Origin of the sequence: Thalassospira permensis NBRC 106175, from assembly GCF_000714555.1 — a bacterium.
GTDB classification, from domain to species: domain Bacteria; phylum Pseudomonadota; class Alphaproteobacteria; order Rhodospirillales; family Thalassospiraceae; genus Thalassospira; species Thalassospira xiamenensis.
Genome location: NZ_AUNC01000001.1, coordinates 379,479 through 399,511, shown reverse-complemented (window position 1 = coordinate 399,511; position 20,033 = coordinate 379,479). Strand labels below are relative to the sequence as shown.

Annotated in this window: 21 protein-coding genes; 10 read left to right on the top strand and 11 right to left on the bottom strand. The window is 54.5% G+C overall.

All coding sequences use genetic code 11. The annotated features are described in order from the left end of the window. Window positions 1-54: 54 nt before the first annotated feature. Window positions 55-525 (top strand): Dps family protein, encoded by a 471-nt coding sequence (locus SMB34_RS01765; RefSeq protein ID WP_037987374.1) that lies wholly within the window; start codon window positions 55-57, stop codon window positions 523-525. Window positions 526-604: 79 nt separating this feature from the next. Here the strand turns inward: SMB34_RS01765 and SMB34_RS01760 are convergent, their stop codons facing one another. The 7 genes from SMB34_RS01760 to SMB34_RS01730 form a co-directional block, all read right to left on the bottom strand. Then, the gene (locus SMB34_RS01760; RefSeq protein WP_037987373.1) at window positions 605-1,885 is read right to left on the bottom strand and encodes an amidase; all 1,281 of its coding nucleotides are present in this window, start codon (window positions 1,883-1,885) and stop codon (window positions 605-607) included. Window positions 1,886-1,937: 52 nt separating this feature from the next. After that, the gene (locus SMB34_RS01755) at window positions 1,938-2,621 is read right to left on the bottom strand and encodes a DUF2848 domain-containing protein (RefSeq protein ID WP_037987372.1); all 684 of its coding nucleotides are present in this window, start codon (window positions 2,619-2,621) and stop codon (window positions 1,938-1,940) included. Between the two features lie 134 nt (window positions 2,622-2,755). Next, complete coding sequence (locus tag SMB34_RS01750; RefSeq protein ID WP_007090059.1) at window positions 2,756-4,036, bottom strand: TRAP transporter large permease; 1,281 nt, start codon at window positions 4,034-4,036, stop codon at window positions 2,756-2,758. Next, a complete protein-coding gene (locus SMB34_RS01745; protein ID WP_114109680.1) occupies window positions 4,033-4,581 on the bottom strand; it encodes a TRAP transporter small permease subunit in 549 nt (182 codons plus the stop codon). Before SMB34_RS01745 ends, SMB34_RS01750 begins: the two co-directional genes overlap by 4 nt. Window positions 4,582-4,611: 30 nt before the next feature. Continuing rightward, window positions 4,612-5,664 carry a TRAP transporter substrate-binding protein gene (locus SMB34_RS01740; protein ID WP_007090061.1) on the bottom strand — a complete coding sequence of 351 codons (1,053 nt, stop codon included), beginning with the start codon at window positions 5,662-5,664 and terminating at the stop codon, window positions 4,612-4,614. Window positions 5,665-5,703: 39 nt separating this feature from the next. After that, entirely contained in the window at window positions 5,704-6,555 is an 852-nt protein-coding gene (locus tag SMB34_RS01735) for a putative hydro-lyase (RefSeq protein ID WP_007090062.1), read from the bottom strand. A gap of 89 nt (window positions 6,556-6,644) precedes the next feature. After that, window positions 6,645-7,538, bottom strand: a complete 894-nt coding sequence (locus tag SMB34_RS01730; RefSeq protein WP_007090063.1) for a LysR family transcriptional regulator — start codon at window positions 7,536-7,538, stop codon at window positions 6,645-6,647. A 276-nt stretch (window positions 7,539-7,814) separates the two neighbouring features. Between SMB34_RS01730 and msrP the strand changes: the two genes are divergently transcribed. Continuing rightward, window positions 7,815-8,783, top strand: a complete 969-nt coding sequence (gene msrP, locus SMB34_RS01725; protein ID WP_007090064.1) for a protein-methionine-sulfoxide reductase catalytic subunit MsrP — start codon at window positions 7,815-7,817, stop codon at window positions 8,781-8,783. A 28-nt stretch (window positions 8,784-8,811) separates the two neighbouring features. On the opposite strand, the gene SMB34_RS20550 is transcribed toward msrP, so the two are convergent. Further along, entirely contained in the window at window positions 8,812-9,576 is a 765-nt protein-coding gene (locus tag SMB34_RS20550) for a substrate-binding periplasmic protein (RefSeq protein WP_051682064.1), read from the bottom strand. Between the two features lie 143 nt (window positions 9,577-9,719). Then, entirely contained in the window at window positions 9,720-11,870 is a 2,151-nt protein-coding gene (gene uvrB / locus SMB34_RS01715; protein ID WP_037987369.1) for an excinuclease ABC subunit UvrB, read from the bottom strand. Window positions 11,871-12,176: 306 nt separating this feature from the next. On the opposite strand from uvrB, the gene SMB34_RS01710 reads away from it, so the two are divergent. Both SMB34_RS01710 and SMB34_RS01705 read left to right on the top strand, forming a co-directional pair. Then, window positions 12,177-13,379: an aspartate transaminase gene (locus SMB34_RS01710; protein ID WP_037987368.1), complete on the top strand. Its 1,203-nt coding sequence runs from the start codon at window positions 12,177-12,179 to the stop codon at window positions 13,377-13,379. Between the two features lie 116 nt (window positions 13,380-13,495). Continuing rightward, window positions 13,496-14,302 carry an alpha/beta fold hydrolase gene (locus SMB34_RS01705; protein ID WP_037987367.1) on the top strand — a complete coding sequence of 269 codons (807 nt, stop codon included), beginning with the start codon at window positions 13,496-13,498 and terminating at the stop codon, window positions 14,300-14,302. 109 nt (window positions 14,303-14,411) lie between these two features. On the opposite strand, the gene ahpD is transcribed toward SMB34_RS01705, so the two are convergent. Continuing rightward, the gene (gene ahpD / locus SMB34_RS01700; RefSeq protein WP_007090069.1) at window positions 14,412-14,948 is read right to left on the bottom strand and encodes an alkylhydroperoxidase, AhpD family; all 537 of its coding nucleotides are present in this window, start codon (window positions 14,946-14,948) and stop codon (window positions 14,412-14,414) included. 158 nt (window positions 14,949-15,106) lie between these two features. Then, window positions 15,107-15,634, bottom strand: coding sequence for a peroxiredoxin (locus SMB34_RS01695; RefSeq protein ID WP_007090070.1), 528 nt, complete (start codon window positions 15,632-15,634; stop codon window positions 15,107-15,109). Between the two features lie 166 nt (window positions 15,635-15,800). On the opposite strand from SMB34_RS01695, the gene SMB34_RS01690 reads away from it, so the two are divergent. From SMB34_RS01690 to SMB34_RS01665, 6 genes are all read left to right on the top strand, one after another. Then, on the top strand, window positions 15,801-16,724 hold the full coding sequence (locus SMB34_RS01690; RefSeq protein ID WP_037987366.1) for a LysR substrate-binding domain-containing protein: 924 nt from the start codon (window positions 15,801-15,803) through the stop codon (window positions 16,722-16,724). Between the two features lie 54 nt (window positions 16,725-16,778). Continuing rightward, window positions 16,779-17,741, top strand: a complete 963-nt coding sequence (locus tag SMB34_RS01685; RefSeq protein WP_037987364.1) for a rhomboid family intramembrane serine protease — start codon at window positions 16,779-16,781, stop codon at window positions 17,739-17,741. A 33-nt stretch (window positions 17,742-17,774) separates the two neighbouring features. Continuing rightward, window positions 17,775-18,815, top strand: a complete 1,041-nt coding sequence (locus tag SMB34_RS01680; protein ID WP_037987363.1) for a zinc-dependent alcohol dehydrogenase family protein — start codon at window positions 17,775-17,777, stop codon at window positions 18,813-18,815. A 222-nt stretch (window positions 18,816-19,037) separates the two neighbouring features. Next, window positions 19,038-19,211, top strand: coding sequence for a periplasmic nitrate reductase, NapE protein (napE, locus tag SMB34_RS01675; protein ID WP_007090074.1), 174 nt, complete (start codon window positions 19,038-19,040; stop codon window positions 19,209-19,211). Window positions 19,212-19,228: 17 nt separating this feature from the next. Continuing rightward, on the top strand, window positions 19,229-19,756 hold the full coding sequence (napF, locus tag SMB34_RS01670) for a ferredoxin-type protein NapF (protein WP_037987362.1): 528 nt from the start codon (window positions 19,229-19,231) through the stop codon (window positions 19,754-19,756). Then, the gene (locus SMB34_RS01665) at window positions 19,749-20,000 is read left to right on the top strand and encodes a chaperone NapD (RefSeq protein WP_037987361.1); all 252 of its coding nucleotides are present in this window, start codon (window positions 19,749-19,751) and stop codon (window positions 19,998-20,000) included. The genes napF and SMB34_RS01665 overlap by 8 nt, the downstream gene beginning before the upstream one ends. Window positions 20,001-20,033 lie beyond the last annotated feature (33 nt).

Below are 20,033 nucleotides of genomic sequence, written 5' to 3'. Positions count from 1 at the left end.
TACAGACAAAGAGAAACCCCTCGGGCATGTGCCCCATTTAACCGGAGTGACAACATGCAGATCGATATCGGAATCAATGAAACCAACCGCACTGCAATCGCCGACGGCTTGGGCCGCGTTCTGGCAGATTCTTATGCGCTGTATCTCAAAACCCATAACTTCCACTGGAACGTGACCGGCCCGATGTTCCAGACGCTGCACACCATGTTCGAAGAACAATATACCGAACTGGCCATGGCGATTGACGAACTTGCCGAACGTATTCGGTCGCTGGGGGCCTTTGCACCGGGTAGTTTTTCGGCCTATTCGAAACTTTCCTCGATCCCCGAAGAAACTGGTGTGCCTGCGGCCAAGGACATGATCGCGCAATTGGTCGAAGGCCATGAAACCGTGATCAAGACCGCGCGTTCACTTTATCCGATCTGCGACTCGTCAGACGATGACGCCACCGCAGACCTGCTTACCGCACGTATTCAGGTCCATGAAAAAACCGCCTGGATGTTGCGATCCCTGCTGGAAGGCTAAGACGCAAAACGTCGTGCTCAACAAGAAGGCCCGGATGGATTTCCGGGCCTTCTTCGTATCCGGCTTCGCCAACCGAACCCTATCCGCGCAGTAACGGATCAATCCGCCTTGCCGCACGCAGAACCGCAAAATCATGCCCGTGCGGTGCCGCAATCATCAACGCCCCCGGTGCCACACCATCACCAACCGGAACCGGGATCGATATGGCGCAGGCATCCGAAAGGTTCAGATAGGATGTGTTGCGCAACATCATTGCATTCAAACGATCGAAGTCGGCCTCAACTTCGGCAATCTTGGGTGCCATCATCGGCAAGGTTGGTGCAATCATCACATCGACATCCGCTATTGCCGAACTGAACATCGCAATCACGTCGGTCCGTTTGGCATAGGCATCAATCAGGTCTGCCGCACTTAGCGTATCGGCGAAACGCATCCGGTTCAAAACACGCGGATCGCCGCAAGTTTCAAGCGCCTTGAAATCCCGCGAATAGATTTTATGCGCCTCGGCCGCGACAAGGATTTTATTGATCACGGCATTTTCGGCCAAAAAGCCCAGATCAATCTCGATCAACTGATGTCCGGCATTTGCCAGCTTTTTGCAAACCGCATCAAAATCCGCCCGCACCCGGTCATCAAGATCATTCACAAAGGCATGGGCCGGCACACCGATTTTGATCGGGGCGGGTTTGCCATCCTGTGCGGGGACGGTTTTGCCCGACATGACTTCAAATGCGGTTATGGCGGTTTGCAAATCACCGGCAAGCGGACCCGCCGTGTCAAAACTTTTGGCCAGCGGATGAATGCCTTCGCCCGACATCCACAAACGGCTGGGCTTATAGCCATAAAGCCCGTTGATCGCCGACGGAATGCGGACCGAGCCGCCGGTATCGGTACCCAACGCGATATCGACCAGACCAAGCGCAACCGTCAAACTACCGCCCGATGTCGACCCGCCCGGAATGCCTTCAGGGTCAAACACATTGCCCGGCGTTCCGTAATGCGGGTTAAGTCCAACACCGGAATAGGCAAATTCGCTGAGCGTGGTGCGACCAAACGGCACGGCACCGGCAGCCTTGATACGCGCGATGATTTCACAATCCCGCGTTGCTGCCGGACGCCCCTGCAACAATTTTGATGCTGCCGTGGTGGTCACACCGGCCTCGTCGTAAAGGTCCTTTACCGAAACCAGCATACCGGCCAACGGCAAGTCTGTTGCCGATTGCGCCACGCGCTCTTCAGCCGCCGCGGCACCACGCAAAATGCGGTCGCGGTCAACCTCGGTGAAAATCCTGGCTGCCAAATCGCCCAGTTGATCGACCCTGTCGATTGCCGCCTTCGCCTTGTCGATGATCGCACCCATCGGGCTGCCTCCGTTACATTCTGATTTTTATGGAAATTTTCTGAAACCGAGCCTAGGCGATTTCAGGCAATTCAACAATGTCATAGCTGTGCGTAATGCTCAGCCCCCGTACCGGGTCATTCATCGCCATTTTAAACGAACGTGCCGGACGCACCCCGCCCTTCGCACCAAAAGTTCCACACAGCATCGCAGCCGCCTTACCACTGGCCCCTGCCGACTTTAGCCCCGAACCTTCGATCAGATCGGAAAGCGGACGGATCGATGCAATCGTGCCTTCCTGATATGGAACCCATTCATCACTGTCGCCTTCACGGATCCAGGATTTCAGTTCGATCTGTTCCAGATGATCGGCAACATCGTCAAATTTCCAGATCGTGTTGGCGACCGGCTTGGCGCAAATCTGCTTTGACAGTGCAACCGAATGGGCTTCAAGTTCGCGGTCGGTATGATCGGATGCCAGTCCAAGATACAAAACACCATCCTTTGCAATCACCAGCGGCTCTACCTCGCCCGATGTGCCTTTGCCAACCACCTCGATCACCGGTGCCTGGGTCAGCATGCCAAACGATGTGCGGTAATAAAGCGGCACGGTCGAAGGCGGTTTGACCCCGATAGCGGCCAGTTCGTCAATGTGATGCTGGATTGCCTTGGCATCGCGGCCGGTCCAGCCAGCAACCGTGCAATGGCCGATTTCAAAGCTGACGGCACCGCCATCAAGGATAAAATTCATCTGCATTTGCGTTATCCCAATTCTGATTTTTACAAATTTTGCGCGCATCTGGCGGTTGCGGACCGGTTTCCCGGTCCGCCCCGAAGGCACAAAAGATCAAGACATGATGCGTGTTGGCGCGCGTGTTTATCCCGACCGGATCAAAGGATGTCGGGCAGGAACAGGGCGACGGACGGCACCGCGACAAGCAGGGCGATCATGGCAAGCATCACCAGAACGAACGGAATGACGCCCAGCATCACATCGGACAATCGACCAGATTTGCGTGCGCCCTGCACAACGTAAAGATTAAGTCCGACAGGCGGTGTGATCAGGGCCATCTCGATCAGAACGATCAGGAGGATTCCGAACCAGACCTTATCGAATCCCATGCCGGTCATGATCGGCACAATGATCGGAATGGTCGCCACCATCAGCGACAGGGTTTCAATGAAGAAACCCAGCACGATGTAAAGCAGGATCACGACCATCAAAGTCCCCATCGGCGAAAAATTCAGACCGGTCAGAAGATCCTTGAGCTCGCGCCCCATGCCTGCGGCGGTCAGGGTAAAGTTCAGGAAATAAGCCCCGATAATCACCAGCATGATCATCGCGGTGATCCGAACCGTGCCATACAGGCAGCGTTCGATCATTTCGCGCGAAACACCGCGATTGAAAGCCGCAATCAGCATCGCAATCGCAACCCCGACGGCGGCTGATTCAGTTGGCGTTGCCCAACCGGCATAGATCGACCCGATCACCACAAGGAACAGAACCACAATCGGCAGGAGATGCTGCAGGCTACCGATCCGCTCCGACCAGGTGAATGAACGGCTTGTGCCGCCAAGGGTCGGCTTGATCTTGCACAGGATCGCCGTGACCATCATGAAGGCCACCGCCATCAGAAGCCCCGGGATCAACCCGGCCAGAAAAAGACGCGGGATCGATGTTTCGGTCAGGAAGCCATAGACGATCAGGTTGATCGAAGGCGGGATCATGATGCCAAGCGTCCCACCCGCGGCAATCGCACCGGAAAACAGTTTCGGATCATAACCGAGCTTTTCGGCCTGCGGCATGGCAACGGTTGCCACCGTCGCCGCCGTCGCCACCGATGACCCCGACGTTGCCGAAAACATCGTCGCGGTACCGATATTTGCGTGGATCAATCCGCCCGGAAGCCATGAAAACCATTTATCAAGGGCTTCATAGGTGCGTTCGGCAATGCCCCCGCGCACCAGAATTTCCCCAAGCAGCACAAAGAACGGAATGGCGATCAGGGTTGATGAATTCGACGATGACCAGACCACCTGCCCAAGCCCGCGCAAAAGCGGGAAAGGCGAAAACAGCTGATCGACCCCGAACCCCAGAAGGAACAGAACAATCCCGACCGGAATGGACAGGGCCAAAAGCCCCAGAAGCGATGCGGTAACTGTAAAGATCATGCTTCCAACTCCAGTTCGGAGCGCGCACCAACAAGCGCATCAGCCTGCTCAAGGTTACGCTTGACCAGAAGCGACAATGTCAGGATCACCAGAACACTTGAACACACGGCAAACCATATCCAGCCGGAAAGCCAGATCGACTGCGGTATCCATAGCGGTGTTTCAAGCGGGGTATTGGCGCGTGACCCGCGCTCAATCGTCTTTTGCAGAACCGGCCAGCTTTGAACGGCAATAACAATCGACGTTCCGGCAAGGGCAATGATCGCAAGAAGATCAAGCATCGCCTTGCCACGCTGGCGCAGGCGCAAACGGATAAGGTCAATGCGGACATGCGCCAGTTCCGTCAGGGCATAGGACATGCCCCAACTGGCAACCCCGGCCATCACATATCCCGATATTTCATCCGCACCCCCAAAGGAAATGCCGACTTCACGCAAAAGAATATCTGCGATGATCAGGATCACGCAGCCTGTCAGAACAAGTCCAACAAGCAACGCGATCATGCGGTTAATGCGGCGGATGGCCGCAATCAATGAGGTAGTCACGGTTGCGGCCTCCTCCGGCTGGTTTTCTGCTTAGCTCAGAGGTACGGCAACACCGACGGTTTTGCCAACTGTATCGTTCCAGCGTTTAACCCAGTCCGCACCGGCGCGTTCGGCCCATTCCGGCAAAACAACAGTCGTCAGGATTTCCTTGGCCTTGGCAAGATCGGCATCAGATGCCTCAACCAGGGTCATGCTTGCCGGATCACCCGCCGGGCAGGTTCCATTACCGGTCAGACACGCGATGTCGGCTTCAAGCGCACCTGCGGCCGCGGCCCATGCCGGGGCTTCGAACTTGGAATTGACTTCATCAGTGATCAGTTTCTGCATTTCCGGCGACAGGCTGTTCCACTTGTCGAAATTCATCGCTGTTACGACCGGGTCCCAGCCGCCAAGCGGAATGGTCATCAGATGGTCGGAAACTTCCCACCAACCGGCACTGTATCCCGAACCGGCACCGGTAACGGCACAGTCAATTACACCACGTTCAAGCGCACCCGGCACTTCGGAAAACGCAACATTGACGCCGTTGGCACCCAGTGCTTCAAGGAACTTGGTGGTCATGCGGCCCGAACCACGAACCTTTTTACCTTTAAGGTCTTCAAGTGACGTCACGTCACCTTTACAGAAAACGACCTGCGGCGGATACGGGGCAATTGCCAGAACCTTGGAATTGAAGCGTTCCTTGAAGATATCCTCGACCATCGGGCGGGCAGCCTCAACCATTGCCTGCGCTTCTTCGGCGGTATTGGCAACCAGCGGCACGTCAAGGCCTTCAAGTTCCGGGGCATCGCCAACCGCATAATCGGCAACCGTCATGCCAACATCGAAAACACCGTCATTCAGGATACGGAAAACGTCACCGCCGCCGATGCCCATCTGATCATGGGTGGTCATCTGAACATTGATTTCGCCGTTCGATGCTGCTGGGAGTTCTTCGGTCCAGAATGGTGTTTCAAACTGCTTGTTCAGTGGCAGGCTGCTCCAGCTGCCGACAACGGCAAGGTCCTCGGCAAAGGCCGGGGTTGCGATCATGCCTGCACCAAGGGCCGAAACGGCAAGTAACGATGATACTGTCTTTTTCATGAGATGGTCCTCTCTGATAGCTGGGTTTTGTTTGTGATTTCAGGCGGTCTTTGTCTGTAATGAAAATTCCGCGGCTTCTGCTAGGACATCCGTCACCAGCATCAGACCGGGTTCATGCGTAATGGCAAGGTCCGGCAAAACATTGCGGATCGCCATTTGCGGCGTAACGCCACAGGCCCAGAAAACCGGGATATCCCCCTCGTTCACGACAGGTTCGTCGCCGAAGTCCGGCTTCATGAGATCGGAAATGCCAATGCTGGCCGGATCGCCAATATGAACCGGCGCACCATGCGCCAGACGATAACGATCAGAATACAGAATGGCACGAATGGCATCGGAGGGTTTGAAGGACCGCATCGAAACCACCAGCGGGCCATGAAAACGCCCGGCCGGGGTGGTCGCAATATTGGTCACATACATCGGCACGTTCCGGTTGGCATCCATATGACGCAGTGGCACACCACTGCGCGTAATTGCTGCCTCGAACGAAAATGAACAGCCCAGAACAAAGGTTACCAGATCATCGCGCCAGACCGCGGTTAGATCGGAAACACTTTCAAAATCGATTGTTCCACGAAACACGCGATAACCCGGCAGATCGGTACGAATATCAAGATCGGTGCCAAGTTCCGGAATATACGGTGAACCCGGTTCGGACATGCCGATCAACGGACATGATTTCGGGTTTTTGACACAGAATTTAAGAAACTCGTCGGCATGGCTTGCCGGCAGGATCGCAAGATTGCCCTGCAGATACCCGGATGCATAGCCAGTCGTGGTGCCCCGATGTTTTCCGGAACGAATTGCGTGGCGCAAGGCCAGTGGCGATATCGTCGATGCAGATTCCGAAACGGTTGTCGGGGAACAAGATGCGCTTTTTGTCGCGTTCATTTATTCGGTCCTGTTCTCAGCCTCGCAATAAGCTTGAGAAACTCAACCGATCTTGTCAAGAAATCATTTTCGTCAATTTATGATCTAATTTATAGATCAGTTTGATCGAACAATCTGGCCGCCTCGATCACCGCCTCGCCAATTTCACGGTTGCGTTCCGGGAAGTAACTGATCACGAAATGAAGGTCGGTCAGTCGGGCTTCATCCTGTACCGGAATTGCCTTAATATGTTCATCCCAAACGGAATTTGTGACCATCAGGGACGGCAAAACACCAATACCAAATCCCCCGCCGACAAGGTGTTTTACGGTCGAAAGTGACGCCGATCCATGTAATGCAGGCGGTGAAATATCGGGTGCGGAAAAGATGCTTTCGACCTCACGAAACGGTGGCGTTCCCTTCGGGAAGGTAACAATTGCATGTTCGGCAAGCTCGGCCAGCGATAGCGGATGATCGGGTAATTCCATCGATCCGGTGCAATACCAGCCCAGTTGAACCGGCTTAAGGGCGGCGGCAACCGCGCCCTGCGGCACCGATTCCCGCAACATGATCGCAACATCAAGTGCATCGTCGGCCATGGTCATCGCCAACTGGCCGGATGTATCAACCGACAGTTCGAAACGGACTTTCGGGTAATCGTCTTTGAGCTTGTTCAACATATCGGTCAGAATCGTATGGACGATGGTTTCCGCCACGCCAATGCGGACCGTGCCGCTCAGTTCCCCAGGATGGGTCAATTCCTGCCAGATACGATCGCGTGCACGCGATAAACGCTGCGCTTCTTCAAGAAAACGAAGACCTGCCGCCGTCAGACGCACCTGCCGGTTGGACCGGTCAAACAGCATGATGCCCAGCCTTTTCTCAAGTGCGGAAACCCGCGATGAAATCGCCGACTGGGACAGATCATATTTTTGGGCCGCCGCGCGAAAGCCCCCTGCCTTGACGATATCCTGCAGAATCTCGATATCTTTGAATTCAAACACGTTTTCGTTCCCTGAATAGCAACTGCATCGTCGATCCTGTCAGTCGGATCGTTTGATTTAAGATCACAATACCCTGCAACCGATCATCTGGCACGATCAATCCATCGCGGTTTTGGGATCGTATGCAAAACATGACCATAGAAAAGATACGTTTTTCGGGCATTCTGGCTTAATTGCACAACATCAGAAATGCTCATCACTCCCCCCTCACCGAGGCGTTACTTGCCCAAAGCGCCTTTTCCTTCGACATTGAACACAGCCAGTTTGGAGGGTTAGATGCTGATACGCCGCAAAAAGGGTTGGGAAATCGCCGAACGCGATGTGACCCCGGAATCCGTTTACAAAAACCGTCGCCAGTTTCTGAAGGGCATTGCTGCAGGATCGATCGGCGCAGCAGCAACCAGCCTGCCCTTCGGTCGCGCACTGGCCCAGGGATCCGATCCCACCGCCGATCTTTATCCGGCGATGCGCAATCCGGCTTACGTTGTTGATCGCGCCATTACCGACAAATCAAAGGCGCTGACCTATAACAACTTCTATGAATTCGGATCGCACAAATTCATTTCCGATGCTGCACAGGCGATGAAAATCCGCCCATGGACGGTCAAGATTGACGGAATGGTTGAAAAACCGATTGAAATCGATTTTGAGGATCTGGTGCGCAAAATGCCGCTGGAAGAACGCGTTTATCGCTTCCGCTGCGTAGAAGCCTGGGCGATGACCGTGCCCTGGACCGGTTTCCCGATGAAGGCACTGGTCGATTATGCCAAACCGCTTTCAGGTGCAAAATACATCGAAATGCAAACTGCGGAACAAAAGGACACCATGCCGGGCCTGCGGCAGTTCTGGTATCCATGGCCCTATATCGAAGGCCTGACAATCAGCGAGGCAACCAACGAACTTGCAATGATCGCGACCGGCATTTACGGCGAACCGCTTCCCAAACAGAACGGCGCACCGTTGCGTCTGGTCACTCCGTGGAAATACGGCTTCAAGAACGTCAAATCGATTGTCCGATTTACCTTTACCGACAAACGCCCCGTCAGTTTCTGGGAACAGCTTAACGATGGCGAGTATGGCTTCTGGGCCAACGTGAACCCAAAAGTTCCCCACCCGCGCTGGAGCCAGGCACAGGAACGCCTGCTGACCACCGGCGAAGAAGTCCCGACACAGCTTTACAATGGCTACGAGGAATATGTCGCGGATCTTTACAAGGGCATGGAAGACGAAAAACTGTTCATGTAACGGCCAAACGTCACGGGATCGGTGGCCCTCATGACCCCGATCCCGCGTAGCGGCGATAAATATCATTAAACGTGCCATCGTCGCGCATGTTGATCAGTTCTTTCTCAAGACCGCGATATTCCCGGCTGAGAAAGAACTGCGACTTACGCGACAGACCGATAAGGGAAGGTTCGCCCTGCAACACCAGACTTGCCTTGCGCACCGCCAGCTTCTTGTCGCTCAGCAAATCCGCTGCCAGCAATTCCGGCACAATGACCGCGTCGACATGCTGTTGATTGAGCATCCGAAACAGTGTGAGATAGTCTGCTGCTTCCACCCATTCGATACTTTCTTCTGACGACAGCGCATCGATATAGGACGCACCGCGAAGCACGCCGACATGCTGGCCTGCCAGCTCTTCAATCTGCCTGATATCCGGGGTTAATGCCGATTGATAAATCGCTTTTGGTTCGTCGGGCAGTGCGGCATCGAAGAAATACATGAATTTCTCCCTCTCTGCCGAACGGTTCGGTCCCAGCATTATATCCGCCCCACCTTCTTCCATCAGATAAAGGGCCCGACGGAACGGAACCACATCAAACCGCAAAGTATGCCCGGCACGTGATGCTGCTTCTTTCAAAACCTCGACATATATGCCGGAAAATTCCGGCTCTTGCCCTTCCCCGGCAACAATGCGGTAAGGCGGCGCATCGTTTATTGCAACCAGCAATTCTGTGGCAAGCACAGCCTTCCCGCCCCCGCACAAGACAATCAGGGCACAGAATGCAATCAGGCGGTTCGCAAAGCCCGGCAAAAGCGTCTCCGTCCGGCAGACCGGCTAGCTGATCGATTTCAACGAAAGACTGCTTCCTTAGTCTAAAAATTCAAGGCCATTCAATTAGACTCAACTTATATGACTACATTGAAATGTCAGACAACTATCCAGACGAACAGGCCTCAAGGTCCGCTGCGTCGACGCCCCTTGTATTTCGACTTGTTGGCCGATTTTGACCCTGGCCCGACGGTCCCAATACTGCGTGCCATCGGCCCGACATCGGCAAGGCCAAGTTCCTGATCTTCAAGGCGCTTGATCTCGTCACGCAGGCGGGCGGCTTCCTCGAATTCAAGGTTTCCAGCGGCTTCACGCATGCGTTTTTCAAGGTCTTCGATATGCGCACGCAGATTGTGCCCGATCAGGACATCACCCGAAACGCCGGTATCGACCGTGACGTAATCATGCTCGGCAACGCTTTCCAGAACATCGCGGATTTTGCTGCGCACCGATTCTGGCGTGATGCCATTGGCTTCGTTATAGGCAATCTGTTTTTCGCGGCGGCGGTTGGTTTCGCCAATCGCATATTCCAGACTGTCGGTCATCTTGTCGGCATAGAGCAATACCCGGCCATCAATGTTACGCGCCGCACGCCCGATGGTCTGCACCAGCGATGTTTTCGACCGAAGGAAACCTTCCTTGTCCGCATCCAGAATGGCAACAAGCGCACATTCCGGAATATCCAGACCTTCGCGCAAAAGGTTGATGCCGACCAGAACATCAAACACGCCAAGCCGCAGATCGCGAATGATTTCGATCCGTTCCAGTGTGTCGATATCCGAATGCAGGTAACGGACCCGCACCCCATGCTCATGCAGATATTCGGTCAAATCCTCGGCCATGCGTTTGGTCAGCGTCGTGACCAGAACACGCTGCCCCTTGGCGGCACAGGCCTTTGCCTCGGCCAGCAGATCATCGACCTGTGTTTCCACCGGACGAATGATGCAAACAGGATCAATCAGACCGGTCGGGCGAATGACCTGTTCGGTAAATACACCGCCCGTGCGTTCCATTTCCCAATTGCCCGGCGTTGCTGACACAAACACGCTTTGCGGGCGCATGGCTTCCCATTCCTCGAATTTAAGCGGGCGGTTATCCACGCAACTCGGCAGGCGGAAGCCATGTTCGGACAGGGTGAATTTGCGATTATAGTCACCTCTGAACATGCCGCCGATCTGCGGCACGGCAACGTGACTTTCATCAACAAACAACAACGCATTTTCCGGCAGATATTCAAACAATGTCGGCGGTGGTTCACCCGGATTGCGTCCCGAAAGCCAGCGGGAATAGTTTTCAATCCCTTTGCAATGCCCGACCGTTTCCATCATTTCCAGATCGAACATCGTGCGTTGTTCGATCCGCTCGGCCGCCAGAAGCTTGCCTTCCTGCTGGAACTGCGCCAGCCGGTCTTTCAATTCCTGTTTGATGCCGGTCATCGCCTGCACCAGTGTCGGACGCGGGGTTACGTGGTGCGAATTGGCATAGACGGTGACCGAGTCCATGGTGGCAAATTTGTGCCCGGTCAGCGGGTCAAACTCCGCCAGTTCCTCGACCTCGTCACCAAACATGGAAACACGCCATGCCCGGTCTTCGGCGTGGGCCGGGAAGATTTCCAGAACGTCACCACGCACCCGGAATGTCCCGCGCGAAAATGCGGCGTCGTTGCGGGTATATTGCAACTCGACCAGCCGCTTCATGATCAGGTTGCGATCAACCTCATCGCCAACCGCAATCCGCTGTGTCATTTCAAGGTAGGTCTCGACCGCGCCAATACCGTAAATGCAGGAAACAGACGCCACGATGATACAGTCATTGCGCTCCAGAATCGCGCGCGTTGCCGCATGTCGCATCCGGTCAATCTGTTCGTTAATCGAACTGTCTTTTTCGATATAGGTGTCGGAGCGCGGGATATAGGCTTCGGGCTGGTAATAGTCGTAATAGGATACGAAATACTCGACCGCGTTTTCGGGAAAAAACGCCTTCATTTCCGAATAAAGCTGTGCCGCCAGTGTCTTGTTCGGAGCTAGTACAAGAGCCGGTCGCTGCGTTTTGGCGATGATGTTGGCCATGGTAAAGGTCTTGCCCGACCCGGTCACCCCCAGCAGCACCTGATCGCGTTCTTCGCGAGTGATCCCCTCCATCAGCTCGGCAATCGCCTTTGGCTGATCACCAGCGGGCTGGTAATCCGTCACCAGTTTGAATTCCCGCGATCCCGCAACCGGCGGGCGGCGTTTCAGCAAGAATTCCGGCAAGCCGTCATGTATCGGCGCATTCATCAGATCGATCCCTTTTTCGACATGCCTATAGTTATAGGCCAGCGCGACAACATCGCAAGCCCCGGCCCTGACAACTGCTGTCAGCAGTTGTCAGGAGACGTCAGGACAAAAAACGCCGGAACAGGGACCGGACTATCGCGTTAAATCTTCATGACTTTCGGATCGGATGCTGCGACGGGCCGTTTTCATCCCAAAGAACCCACAAAAGGCGCGAAACTGCCTTGAATTGCTTTAAACACGGGCGTAGGGTCCGAACCGAAAGAAAGCGATTCTTTCTATTTCATTTCATTCCAGGGAAACAGACCAATGGCGTTTATTGCCGACCGTTTGAGCCGTATCAAACCCTCTCCTACCATTGCTGTCACCACCAAGGCTGCCGAACTCAAGGCTGCCGGCGTTGATGTGATCGGCCTTGGCGCAGGCGAGCCGGATTTCGATACCCCCGACAACATCAAAGACGCCGCCAAAGCAGCCCTTGATGCTGGCAAGACCAAATACACTCCGGTCGCTGGCACTCCGGAATTGCGCAAGGCGATTGTCGCGAAGTTCAAACGTGAAAATGACCTGGAATACACGATCGACGAAATCACCGTCGGTTGCGGCGGCAAACAGACGCTTTTCAACGCGCTGTTTGCAACGCTGAACCCGGGTGATGAAGTCATTATTCCGGCACCGTACTGGGTGTCCTATCCAGACATGACCCTGATGGCCGAAGGCGTTCCGGTTGTCGTCGAATGTCAGGAAGAAAACGACTTCAAGATCACGGCAAGCGAACTTGAAGCCGCGATCACGCCAAAAACCAAATGGGTTGTTCTGAACTCGCCATCGAACCCGACCGGTGCGGCTTATTCGCGCGCCGAACTGCGCGCAATTGCCGATGTTCTGCTCAAACATGAAAATGTCTGGGTCATGTCCGACGACATGTATGAACATCTCGTCTATGACGGTTTCGAATTCACCACCATCGCACAGGTGGAACCGAAACTGAAATCGCGTACGCTCACCTGTAACGGCGTGTCGAAATCCTATGCCATGACCGGCTGGCGTCTTGGTTATGCCGCAGGCCCGGTTGAACTGATCAAGGCGATCAACAAAGTTCAATCGCAGTCCAGCACGCATACCTCCTCGATCAGTCAGGCCGCATCGGTCGAAGCCCTTAACGGCCCGCAAGACTTCCTGAAAGAACGCGCCGAAGTGTTCAAGGAACGTCGCGATCTGGTCGTCAAGGCCATGAATGAATGCGAAGGTCTGACCTGCAAAAAGCCGGAAGGCGCGTTTTATGTCTATCCGTCCTGTGCCGGCACGATTGGCAAGAAAACCCCGGATGGCAAAGTCATCGAAACCGATACCGATTTCGTGACATACCTTCTCGAAGCCGAGGGCGTTGCCGCGGTTCAGGGCTCGGCATTCGGTCTTGCGCCGTATTTCCGCATTTCCTATGCCACCTCGACCGAGGCACTGACCGAAGCCTGCGCACGCATCAAACGTGCCTGCGCCGCGCTGAAATAAGCCGGTTTTCCGGTTACGGAAAATTCGACGGGGTCCGGTACTTGCCGGGCCCCGTTTTTTTGTCCATTATCCAATTCAATATTTACGCACTAAATTACCGATAAATCGGACGCACCATGCAAAACGAGAATTTCTACGTCACTGTGGACGGCATCAGCCTGTCCTGTCAGCAGATCATCCCGACCAATGTCAGGCCGGATGCCCCAACGATCCTGTTTCTGCACGAGGCACTCGGGACCATCCGCATGTGGCGCGATTTCCCGGCAAAGCTCGCCACCGCAACCGGCCATCCGGTGATTGTTTACGAACGGCGCGGTCACGGAAAATCCGATCCGCACGGTCCGAACGATATCCCGCGGCCCATCGATTTCCACAACACGGAAACCGATATCTATCTCCATGGTCTGATCAGGGAACTTGGCCTTGATCGCCCGATCCTGTTTGGCCACAGTGACGGGGCCACCATCGCGCTTAAATATGCCGCCCGGTTCCCGAACAATGTTCGTGCCGTCGTCAGCGAAGCCGCACATGTTTTTGTCGAGGACGTCACGATTGCCGGGATCAATGAAGCGGCATCGATCTATGCCAGTACGGATTGGAAATCAAAACTCGAACGCCATCATTTCTTCCAGACCGATGACGTATTCCGTGCCTGGGTCGATACGTGGCGCCAACCGGCATTTCGCGACTGGCAGATGATTGACGAACTGCCCAACATCACCTGCCCTATACTGGTTATTCAGGGAAATGACGACCAGTTCGGCAGCGACGAGCAGGTCCACATTATTTGCGATAAGGTCAGCGGTACTGCGAACAAAATGATCCTTGCCGACTGCGGCCACATCCCGCATTTCGATCAGCCGGATCAGATCATCGAAGCCAGTCAAAAGCTGCTTCGTCAGATCGAACCGGTTGCGGCCTGATCAAACGAAAAAGAGGCAGAAGGATCATAACAAATCCTTCTGCCTCTCAATGTATAAGCCCCGCCTGTGCAATGCAGCGGGGCTTTTCGAATAGTTTGGTGCACCTAGCTTATTCCGCCAACGCATCCTCGGCATCGAGAACAACCGCAACCGCATGTATCACCGATGCAATGCGCACCGCATTCTGAACAGTTTCTTTTTTGATTCCGGCGTTTTTCAGAACTTTCTCGTGGCTGTCGATGCACATCCCGCAACCATTGATCGCCGAAACCGCAAGCGAAAACAGTTCGAAATCGGCTTTGTCGATGCCTGGCTTGCCGATGATGTTCATGCGCAGGCGCGCGGGCATGGTGGCGTATTCCGGTTCGGACACAAGGTGTGTGAACCGATAATAGATATTGTTCATCCCCATGATCGCCGCCGCACCCTTGGCAGCCTGAAACGCTTCGTCGCTCAGCTTGGTTTTGGCTTCGGCGGCAACAGCTTTCAGAAGCTTTGCGTTGCGCGATGCATAGGCACACGCAAGGGCAGTGCCATAGACCTGCTGATCGGTCATACCAGGATTGTTGGCAAGACTGCTAAGGTTCAGCTTCAGATCCTTGGCATAGTCCGGCATGACGTCTTTGATTTCGGAAATGGAAGACATTGAAGCATCCCCTTTTGACTGAAGAATGAAATTCAAAACTGAAAAAGGCCCTCAGCCATCGCGCACACCGCAAGTTTTGCGGGCACATGGATTAATTTCACCGATGGACTGAAAGCGGATCCGGGCAAAAGCCCGGATCCAAATCGGTCTGGAAAACCTTAAAGGGTTGCTTCACCCTGGTTCCAGTTGCACGGGCAGAGTTCGTCGGTCTGCAGCGCGTCAAGAATACGCAGGGCTTCCTGCGGGTTACGACCAACCGAAAGGTCGTTAACCTGAACGTGACGGATGATGTTGTCCGGATCGATGATGAAGGTTGCGCGCAAAGCAACGCCTTCGCCTTTGGCCAGAACACCAAGCGCGTTCGACAGTTCTTTTTTCTCGTCAGCCAGCCATACGAACGGGCTGTCGCCCAGATCTTCATGGTGGGTACGCCATGCAGCGTGGACGAAATCGGTATCGGTCGAGCAACCAAGCAGAACCGCATCGCGGTCTTCGAAGTCACCGTTCAGTTCGCCGTAACCAACGATTTCGGTCGGGCAAACAAAGGTGAAGTCTTTCGGCCAGAAGAACAGGATCTTCCATTTGCCTTCATAGGACTTGTCGGTAACCGGTGCGAAGCTGTCCGGACCTTTGCCCGAAACGCCGGTAAGATTGAATTCTGGAAGCGTATCGCCAACTGTAAGCATATTGGTTACTCCTAACCTTGGTTTGAATTTATCCCAAAGACGGCCCCCGACAGGCCGTACAAATTTTGTTCGCAAGTGCAATAATGCACTCCTTGCTGGCGATTTGTAGTTAAATGAACTAACTAAGACCAATAGAATTAATTTCGATGTTCGATAGGAAAAATTTATGGCTGCCCAACCAAGCATAAAGCAGCTCAAATATCTGGTCGCATTGTCGGAAACCGGCCATTTTGGCCGGGCTGCCGAAGCGTGCTTTATCACGCAACCAAGCCTGTCGGCTGCCATCAGCGAGCTTGAAAACCTGCTTGGCGCCCAGTTGGTGGAACGCAACAAGCGTCAGGTCCTGATCACGCCGCTTGGACGTGAAGTTGTCTCGCGGGCGCGAAATATTCTTCAGGAAGTTGATGAACTGACCATGATGGCACAGTCAGCGACCGAACCCCTTTCAGGTCCGATCAATTTTGGCGTGATCCCGACAATCGGCCCCTATCTTTTGCCTGATGTCATCAACCGCCTCAGGGCCGGTTTCCCGAAATTGCAGCCCTTCCTGCGCGAAGACCAGACAGCCAAGCTTATAGAACTTCTGGCCGCCGGAAAACTTGATATCGCATTGATTGCCTTGCCGATTGAGGAAAACTGGCTCGAAGAAATGGACCTGTTCGAAGACAGATTCGTTTTTGCCTGCAGCCCGGACAATCCGCTGACGCGCAAAAAGAAAATCGACATCACCGACATCAAGGATGAAAAGCTGCTGCTGCTTGAGGACGGCCACTGCCTGCGCGATCAGGCATTGGAAGTCTGCCAGAAAGCCGGCTGGAGCAAATCTGCCGATTTCCAGGCCAACAGCCTGTCAACGCTGGTTCAGATGGTATCGGCGGGGATCGGCTCCACCCTGCTTCCGGAAATGTCGCTGGAGGTGGAGGCACGCCGCCCCGACTCTCTGGCCATCCTTCCTTTCCAGAATCCGGTTCCGGTTCGACGTATAGGACTGGTCTGGAGGCGCAGTTCCGCCCGTAAAAAGGAGTTCCGCCAGTTGGGGACATATTTGCGCAATACTCTTGAAAGCTGTGAACGATCACATGTCGCCTGATTGTGCAGTACCACCCAGCCCATTTGGATAAGCCACGGGACCGGACGATAGCCGATGCTGCCAATCAAGGATAACAACCCGACGACAATCACCCCATGGGTGACCTATGGCCTGATCGCCGTTAATGTCGTCGTGTTCCTGTTAACCATGTCCCTTGCACCGCAAAGCCAGTTTCAGGTCAATTTGCAATATGGTGCCATTCCTGCGGTTCTGTTCGGGAATGCCCAATTACCCCCGCAGCTTGCCGTTTTTCCGCCGGGCTTTGAATTCCTGTCGATCTTTAGCGCCATGTTCATGCATGGCGGCTGGATGCATATCGGCGGCAACATGCTGTATCTTTGGGTATTCGGCAACAATGTCGAAGACGCCATGGGGCATTTCAGATTTCTGGTGTTTTACCTTGTTTGCGGTATTGCCGCCGCACTCGGCCATGGCTTGCTTGATACCACATCGCAAATTCCGATGATCGGCGCATCCGGGGCGCTGGCCGGGGTATTGGGAGCCTATTTCCTTCTGTATCCCAAGGCACGGGTTCTGGTGTGGTTCTTCTGGGTCTTTATCTTTTACGTTCCGGCGGTTGCCGTCCTTGGTCTCTGGATCGGCATGCAGTTCGTCAATCTGTCGAGTGGTGCCGAACAGGGGGTGGCCATTCTGGCCCATATTGCCGGTTTCTTTGCCGGTCTGGCGCTGATCCCGTTCTTTAAATATCGCTATATCCCGCTTTGGCAGGGCGGCCCCAAACAGGTCCCGGTTTTCGGTGTTTACCGGCCAGGTCGCAAAAGCAATGCAACCAATGCCTCACCACCGCCGTGGGCCGCGGCATACGAGGCCGAACGTGCGGCACGCCGTGAACGGATGAAACGTGCGGGCCGTGGACCATGGGGACGCGCGGGTGAAACCAATATGGATAAATCCCCGTGGGGCCGGTATCAGCCGCCAAAGCCACAACCAAAACCAGGTGTAGGCGTACCAAAAGTTACGCGCTTGCATCGCGGGGATGAACCCGACAATACTTGATCAAAGTCTTTCCAAACGAACCGGGGAACGATCATGCGCGCTGCCTTTTTCACCGAATATCAGGGCCCAATTGAAGTCAGGAAATTGGACGATCCGACACCGGAAAATGGCCGTGTTGTCATCAAGGTTGGGGCGACGGGGCTTTGCCGAAGCGACTGGCACGGCTGGATGGGTCATGATTCCGATGTGAAACTGCCCCACGTTCCCGGCCATGAATTTGCCGGCACCATCGAAGCGGTTGGCAAGGATATCAAACGCTGGAAAGTCGGCGACCGGGTCACGGTCCCGTTCGTTTCGGGCTGCGGCCATTGCCCGGAATGCCACAGCGGCAATCATCAGGTTTGTGATCATCAGTTCCAGCCGGGCTTTACCCATTGGGGAAGCTTTGCCGAATATGTCGCGATTGACTATGCCGATACCAATCTGGTGCGCCTGCCCGATGAAATGGATTTCGCCACAGCCGCCAGCCTTGGCTGTCGTTTCGCCACCAGTTTCCGTGGCGTGATTGACCAGGGCAAAGTCAGTGCCGGTCAAATCGTAGCCGTTCACGGCTGCGGCGGTGTAGGGCTGTCAGCCATCATGATCGCAGCAGCGGCTGGTGCACGCGTGATCGCGGTTGATATCGACGATGCCAAGCTTGACCTTGCCCGTGAACTGGGCGCGATCGATATCCTTAACGCCAAAACCTGTGATGACATTCCGTCCGCGATCAGGGACCTGTCTGGCGGCGGGGCACATGTATCCGTCGATGCCCTTGGCAGTGCGATCACCAGTTTCAATTCGGTGTCATGTTTGCGCAAACGCGGCAAGCACATCCAGATCGGCCTTATGACCGGCGACCATGCCCATGCTCGCGTTCCGATGGACCGCGTGGTTGCCCACGAACTTGAAATCCTTGGTAGCCACGGCATGCAGGCATTTCGCTATGACGCGATGATCGACATGATCATGACCGGCAAACTCGCGCCACAAAAACTGATCAGGGATCGAGTCACCCTGGCCGAGGGCGCAACGGCCTTGATGAATATGGATAATTTCGTCAGCACCGGCGTTACTGTGATCGACCGCTTCTAACACCAACAATTAATATGCCAAGCATCCCGCACCCTCACCGCCCTTTTTAGAATACTTATAATTTAATAATTGCAAACTTTAAATCATTCATGGTTGAATGCCCTGTGCATAGCCCCTACGTTGCTTGTGGGTACTCAAAGTAATTCACAAGAGAACACCGGCTTTCGCAGGGGATACAAAGTGCGAAAGAAACGGTTTCCAGCCTGAAAAGAGAGGGAACCGATGACAGATATTCAAACGATGGATTCCGGCACACGGCGCAAAACTGAATTGCGCTGCTTCGTTTTGCTGGCTGTTGTCCTGGCCCCGGTACTGGCGGTTGCGCTGGTCGGCGGGCTTGGATTTTCAATCTGGATTTATCAGATGTTTGCCGGGCCTCCTGGACCACCGATGTAATATCGGGGAACGTCGTCATGTCATCTGCACCGAAACTTACCAGTAGGCGTGCTTTCTTTTCCGGTCTGCGCGGTTTGCCCGCGGACACAGGGGAAAAGCACACGCCAAATATCATCCGGCCTCCTTGGTCATGGGGGTTCGAAGATCACTGCACCGCGTGTGGTGACTGCATTCCCGCATGCCCGGAAAACATCATCAAGGCCGGTCCGAACGGACACCCGGAAATCGACTTCGCAAAAGGCGAATGCACCTTCTGTGAAGCCTGTGCGGATGCCTGTAACGAACCGGTTTTTGATCGTTCGGCTCCCGCCCCTTGGCATCTTGACGTTTCTGTCAGCAGCAAATGCTTTGCCGAAAACGGTATCTATTGCCGTTCCTGCGGTGATGTCTGCCCGGAAAGCGCGATCCGCATCATTCCGCAATTGGGCGGTCGCGCCCGCGTATTGATCGACGACGATCTTTGTACCGGCTGTGGTGCCTGTTTTAGCGCATGCCCGGTTGATGCCATTTCAATCAAACCCTCCACGGAGATAGCCCATGGATGACAAAGTCGGCGTGATCTCCAGCATGATCATTCAGTCTCGCCCTGAAAATATGACAGCAATCAAGGCAGCCCTTCTGAACATGCCCGACACTGAAATCAGTGCCGATGACCCGTCCGGAAAGATCGTTGTCGTGATGGAAGCCGCAAGCGACCGACAGCTCGCAGACGGCATGAAAAAGATCGGCGACATCCCCGGTGTTCTGGGGGTTAACCTGGTCTTCCATCACAATGAAAACGCCCAATAACAACCAATAATCCGTCTGACCTTTGGCTCGAGG

What these genes read in the sequence shown, in the direction of transcription:
- napE (WP_007090074.1), top strand. Translation starts at nt 19,038, where the DNA reads ATGACAGATATTCAAACGATGGATTCCGGCACACGGCGCAAAACTGAA.
- SMB34_RS01750 (WP_007090059.1), bottom strand. Translation starts at nt 4,036, where the DNA reads ATGATCTTTACAGTTACCGCATCGCTTCTGGGGCTTTTGGCCCTGTCC.
- msrP (WP_007090064.1), top strand. Translation starts at nt 7,815, where the DNA reads ATGCTGATACGCCGCAAAAAGGGTTGGGAAATCGCCGAACGCGATGTG.
- SMB34_RS01690 (WP_037987366.1), top strand. Translation starts at nt 15,801, where the DNA reads ATGGCTGCCCAACCAAGCATAAAGCAGCTCAAATATCTGGTCGCATTG.
- SMB34_RS01755 (WP_037987372.1), bottom strand. Translation starts at nt 2,621, where the DNA reads ATGCAGATGAATTTTATCCTTGATGGCGGTGCCGTCAGCTTTGAAATC.
- uvrB (WP_037987369.1), bottom strand. Translation starts at nt 11,870, where the DNA reads ATGAATGCGCCGATACATGACGGCTTGCCGGAATTCTTGCTGAAACGC.
- ahpD (WP_007090069.1), bottom strand. Translation starts at nt 14,948, where the DNA reads ATGTCTTCCATTTCCGAAATCAAAGACGTCATGCCGGACTATGCCAAG.
- SMB34_RS01695 (WP_007090070.1), bottom strand. Translation starts at nt 15,634, where the DNA reads ATGCTTACAGTTGGCGATACGCTTCCAGAATTCAATCTTACCGGCGTT.
- SMB34_RS01760 (WP_037987373.1), bottom strand. Translation starts at nt 1,885, where the DNA reads ATGGGTGCGATCATCGACAAGGCGAAGGCGGCAATCGACAGGGTCGAT.
- SMB34_RS01710 (WP_037987368.1), top strand. Translation starts at nt 12,177, where the DNA reads ATGGCGTTTATTGCCGACCGTTTGAGCCGTATCAAACCCTCTCCTACC.
- SMB34_RS01680 (WP_037987363.1), top strand. Translation starts at nt 17,775, where the DNA reads ATGCGCGCTGCCTTTTTCACCGAATATCAGGGCCCAATTGAAGTCAGG.
- SMB34_RS01735 (WP_007090062.1), bottom strand. Translation starts at nt 6,555, where the DNA reads ATGAACGCGACAAAAAGCGCATCTTGTTCCCCGACAACCGTTTCGGAA.
- SMB34_RS01765 (WP_037987374.1), top strand. Translation starts at nt 55, where the DNA reads ATGCAGATCGATATCGGAATCAATGAAACCAACCGCACTGCAATCGCC.
- napF (WP_037987362.1), top strand. Translation starts at nt 19,229, where the DNA reads ATGTCATCTGCACCGAAACTTACCAGTAGGCGTGCTTTCTTTTCCGGT.
- SMB34_RS01740 (WP_007090061.1), bottom strand. Translation starts at nt 5,664, where the DNA reads ATGAAAAAGACAGTATCATCGTTACTTGCCGTTTCGGCCCTTGGTGCA.
- SMB34_RS01665 (WP_037987361.1), top strand. Translation starts at nt 19,749, where the DNA reads ATGGATGACAAAGTCGGCGTGATCTCCAGCATGATCATTCAGTCTCGC.
- SMB34_RS01705 (WP_037987367.1), top strand. Translation starts at nt 13,496, where the DNA reads ATGCAAAACGAGAATTTCTACGTCACTGTGGACGGCATCAGCCTGTCC.
- SMB34_RS01685 (WP_037987364.1), top strand. Translation starts at nt 16,779, where the DNA reads ATGCTGCCAATCAAGGATAACAACCCGACGACAATCACCCCATGGGTG.